The 4,492-nt window shown below is 50.4% G+C and carries 5 protein-coding genes; 2 read left to right on the top strand and 3 right to left on the bottom strand.

Annotated features, from left to right (window positions below; genetic code table 11):
- Positions 1-38 precede the first annotated feature (38 nt).
- The 3 genes from AD944_RS01215 to AD944_RS01205 are packed head-to-tail and all read right to left on the bottom strand — an operon-like array spanning position 39 to position 1,656.
- Positions 39-1,124 (bottom strand): Fic family protein, encoded by a 1,086-nt coding sequence (locus AD944_RS01215; protein WP_045543211.1) that lies wholly within the window; start codon positions 1,122-1,124, stop codon positions 39-41.
- 2 nt (positions 1,125-1,126) lie between these two features.
- Positions 1,127-1,417, bottom strand: a complete 291-nt coding sequence (locus AD944_RS01210) for a type II toxin-antitoxin system RelE family toxin (protein ID WP_045543212.1) — start codon at positions 1,415-1,417, stop codon at positions 1,127-1,129.
- The gene (locus AD944_RS01205) at positions 1,414-1,656 is read right to left on the bottom strand and encodes a type II toxin-antitoxin system RelB/DinJ family antitoxin (RefSeq protein ID WP_045543213.1); all 243 of its coding nucleotides are present in this window, start codon (positions 1,654-1,656) and stop codon (positions 1,414-1,416) included. The genes AD944_RS01210 and AD944_RS01205 overlap by 4 nt, the downstream gene beginning before the upstream one ends.
- Before the next feature lie 144 nt (positions 1,657-1,800).
- On the opposite strand from AD944_RS01205, the gene AD944_RS01200 reads away from it, so the two are divergent.
- Together AD944_RS01200 and AD944_RS01195 are read left to right on the top strand one after the other, a co-directional pair.
- A complete protein-coding gene (locus tag AD944_RS01200) occupies positions 1,801-2,634 on the top strand; it encodes a hypothetical protein (RefSeq protein WP_045543214.1) in 834 nt (277 codons plus the stop codon).
- Positions 2,635-3,750: 1,116 nt separating this feature from the next.
- A complete protein-coding gene (locus AD944_RS01195) occupies positions 3,751-4,470 on the top strand; it encodes an ABC-three component system protein (protein WP_082741305.1) in 720 nt (239 codons plus the stop codon).
- Positions 4,471-4,492 lie beyond the last annotated feature (22 nt).

The following is a 4,492-nucleotide window of genomic DNA, read 5'->3' as shown; positions in this document are numbered from 1 at the left end:
AGCCGTCCACACCATCAGTTCTCAGTGAAAATCAACACCTAATCAGGCCGATGGCGTCTGATCACACGTTCTGCGTGATCTATCGCACGTTCCAGTTCCTCATAATTGATGGGAGCAAACGTGGGCGCCGGCTCTACTGGCCGGATGTCCACGTTCTCTTCTGGAGGACAAGTTTCCTGACTTTCTTTTTTTCCCGGTCGCCCTCGTTTCCTGCCCGGTTGGGGCCTTTTGGGAGGACGGACGATCTCGCGGAGAGGTTCCAGATCTTTCAGTGCGAACAGACGTCGTGCCGCGCGATGCGTGACTTCAACAATCAGCCCCATTTCCAGAAAACGTTCCAGATAGATGTAGGCAGCTTTCAGCGACAGGCCGAGCTCGGCCGAGAGGCGTGTTGCCGAGACCACTGGATAGGCTGCGAGCAGATCTATGACCTTGTCTGCGCGCGAAGTGCGACGTCGCCCACCCGATTTCAATCTGGCCTGACGCCAGCTTTGTTCTAAAGTCCGTATGCGATCCTCAACGGCAGCGACTTCTTCATTCAGACAGTTCAGGAAAAAAGGGAGCCATGCTGTTGGGCTCCAAGGTGCTTCTGGTACGAAGGATCTCGCTCCAACAAGGGGAAGCGGAAAATGAAGAACATTGGTCACGCGCCAGTGGCGGATCAAAGCGGCGCGCATTGGAGCACGAGCATGTCCTGCTTCTATCCAGGCGTGAAAGGCGCGGGCAGAGCCAAGAAGGGGGCCTGAGTTGACACTATATTTGGTGAGCCAACCTGAAGCCTCTTCTATCGCGTTGCGTTGGGTGTCAGTTGGCCGAACCAACCATTGATATTGCTCAAATGCAGCGTGGAGAGCGTTAACTGACGTTCCACGCTCATACATATCACAGCCAAGCGATACTGATCTCAAACCTTCGAGTTCCGCCGCCAACCGCCACGGATCTATGAGATGACCATCAACTGCTGCACAGGCTCTTGCAGCTTCCAGCTGCTCCCGAAACAGGATTGCAGGGAGGAGAGGATGATGATGCAGGCGCTGATCAAGTCTGCCTATGGCCAGAGCCGTCTGGGTGAGGCTTTCGTACAACTTACCGTAAGGAGGTTTGACTGAGGTTGTCCGGAACATGCTCAGACGCGGCGGGTTGCATCGTCGTAAACCTCATTGGCATCCCTGCGCCCAATCGCAACAACCAGCACTATGAGTTTCCCGTCATGAACCTGATACACCAGGCGGTATCCTGAAGCCCGAAGTTTGATTTTATAGCAACTTCTCAGGTCACCCGACAATTCAGCTGATACAACATGAGGGTCATCCAGCCGTTTGGCCAGCGCCTTTTTGAACTGGATCTTGACGCTTCCGTCCAGACTATCCCATTCGCGTTTGGCCCGTGGGTCGAAATGGAGCGCGTAGCGGGTCACAGATCGTCCAATGAGACTGGAATAGACGGTTCAGGCGAGGCAAGGCGCTCCCGAACGACGGCAAGGAGCTCCAGATCGTCATCCGATACAACAGTGCGACGGACGGGGAGCTTGCCTGTGGCGACAACATATTCAAATGTCTGGCGGATGAGGTCAGACGGGGTTACGCCGAGTTCTGACAGACGATCGTAAGCAGCCTTTTTCAGACTGTCATCGATGCGCAGGTTGATTGAAGCCATGATGTGTCCTCCAACAAACACATTATCTATTTATGCCTTTACGTTTGTAAAGGCAACGAAAACAGATATAAAAGGCTTAATCGGAGCTAAAGAGTAGGACTTATCTTAAGCCGGTGACGCTTTTCTGTAAGATTGGGTTAGACCATGAGTGAAGAGAAAATACCTAACATTGGGTCTCATATAGAAACTGAGACTGATATGTTGCAGACCATTCGAGAACAACACAATCTCATACGTATACTTAAACGTGATGTTAGATTCTATTTTTTATCTCTAGTTGTATCAACATTTATTATTGTGTTTGTTTGTTTTTCATCGTTTGCATTGTTCGAAGCCGAGTCGAAATCAAATGAATTCGATCATAAATTGCCAGCGACGTCTTTGATGTGGCTCGGAATGGGAAGTTTGATTTTCGACGGGCCAATTACAGAGAGCGCTTACAAGAATCTGGATGCGTCGCTTAATACTGGATTAGGGCACAAAGTCACGACATTGGCGATCAATAGCCCTGGCGGTGATGGGCATGCGGCAGAGAAGATAGCCACTCTACTTAATCAGCGCGGGATAGAAATCACTATTTTCGCAGAAGGGTCGTGTGGTTCGGCCTGCGTCCCGCTTTTTATACACACACACAAACACTCAAGTTTAGATAACGGACTAATTATATTCCACCAAGGGTTTATTTACCGTTCAGATGCACTCCATGGGATTTTGGCAATGGCTGGGTTGAGCTCTGATAAGGGACCAGTCTATATGGACAAATGGGCTGGCGAATTAGGTACTCCTCTATTGGCCTATTTACGTTCCTGTACTCTCGCTAATCCTCTCAGAAGTCCCATCGGCATAGCTATGACATGGCAGGAAATCCAGGACGTCCTGCAAGGTCATGCTCAACGAAGCTGTGATGCGGCTATGGTTGATTACGAATGCAAAAGAGCTGACGCTCCTTCTTTTTGTAATAAAGGAAAGCCTATCTAAATGTTTTGGATTGGCGTTTTGGTATAGCATTCAACATCACAATATGTAACTCGAAAGGCTGAGCGCATTTCCTTCATTCTATTGAAGCTTCGCCTCTAACTGCAAGGAAATAGAACTGGGCAGAAATATTAATAAACATATGTATTTGTCTATTCCTGCCCGGAAACAGTATTGATGACCTACATAGATCTGGAATATACCATCCATTGCAAATTTAACCATAAATTATACCTTTTGAGTGCTTCCCTATGTCATGAGGTTTTAGACATCCACAGACACTCCAGCACGGCTTCATTTAAATAATATTGATACACATGCAGCAGCTAGGCTACGCCTGATGCAGGGAACGTGGCGCAGATTACGTTATGCTGTGCTTAGGTTCAAACTCCGTCTTTTTCTGGAAATCAGCCCCCTTCCCCATACCTACTTGCGTTAATGTTTCTTGTCGGAAGTAGGTTGACAGCACCACCCGGGCGGGGAATTGTCGAAAACCAGGAGATAATGATAATCCGCCGCTGACTGCCGTTTTGTCGCCGAAAAAACCACTTAATCGCGATAAAAATGCAGAAGATAATGATAGAAACCCATTGATTAACGATAAAACAGACACAAGGCGCTACACACCAAATGGTGTATTGTGTCGGCAATCTTGCTTCAGAGCCACTCCGTCAGCTTACGCCCTCATGCCGGTCATACAGACGCTTGGGAGAGTTTCCTAAAAGCCGACATTGCTAAGCTCAAGTCGATAGGCCGAGTTTGAGACTTTACCGCCGAGGGTAACGGTCATCCGGCCAGAGTACGCCACCTCCCTCTTCTTCTAGGTCGCGTTGACAAAAGGTCTATACGATCATCCTGAGATTTGATTGGTCCGCCCTTGCCATCCGAGCGTGGCCGTTGGGTACGACCATCCGGAGATAACCGCCGGTCTCTCCGCAGCGCGTGCGCATGGTCGCATGGGCGGCAGGAAGCCAAAGTTGAACACCAAGCAGATCAGACATATTAAAGCGTTGCTGACCCGAAGACTGGTGTTACCGAGTTGGCGCGCGATTACGGGGTGTCGCGAACGACAATCTACAAGCACTGAGGTGTTAGCAAGCTAAAGGGAACGGGAGCCCAATGAAATTCGCCTACGAAGACATGAACGATGGTCAATTCGAGACCTTAGTCGTTCTTTTATGTCAGCGGCTGCTTGGTGCTGCCGTTCAGGGCTTCGCAAAAGGACCTGATGGTGGGCGCGATGCCAAGTTCATCGGGACAGCGGAACTACACCCGAGCAAGTCAGCGCCGTGGGTCGGCACTACCATCGTCCAGGCCAAGCATACCAACGGCTATAACCGTAACTTCTCCGAGTCTGATTTCTTCAGCACGACGACCGCGAACACTGTGCTGGGCAAAGAAATTCCCCGCGTCAGGAAACTGCGTGAAGCCAAGCAGCTCGATCACTACATGCTGTTCGCCAACCGACGACTGTCAGGCAATGCCGAAACCGAGATACGCGACTACATCGCGTCTCAGTGCACCGTTCCCGCCTCGTCGATCTATCTCTGCGGACTGGAGCAACTAGAAATCTGGTTGAAGCGCTTCCCCGAGGTTGCAGGGGAAGCTGACATTGATCCGGTCGATTCACCGTTGATCGTCAGCCCCGATGACCTAGCCGAAGTAGTCCAGGCATTGGCTCGCCAGAAAGATGGCGTGGTCACACTACTTGACGATCCACCGACTGTGCGTGTGACCTACGAGCAAAAGAACGCACTCAACAATATGAGTGCCGAGTACGCAAAGGCGCAGCGGCGGAAGTACCTAAAGGACACTGCTCAAATGGTGCTGTCACATTAACTCTGACCTGTGATAGTCTCCG

Source organism: Acetobacter tropicalis, from assembly GCF_001580915.1.
Classification (GTDB): Bacteria; Pseudomonadota; Alphaproteobacteria; order Acetobacterales; family Acetobacteraceae; genus Acetobacter; species Acetobacter tropicalis.
Note: the sequence above shows the minus strand (reverse complement) of the source record. Positions and strands in the feature narration are given on the sequence as shown.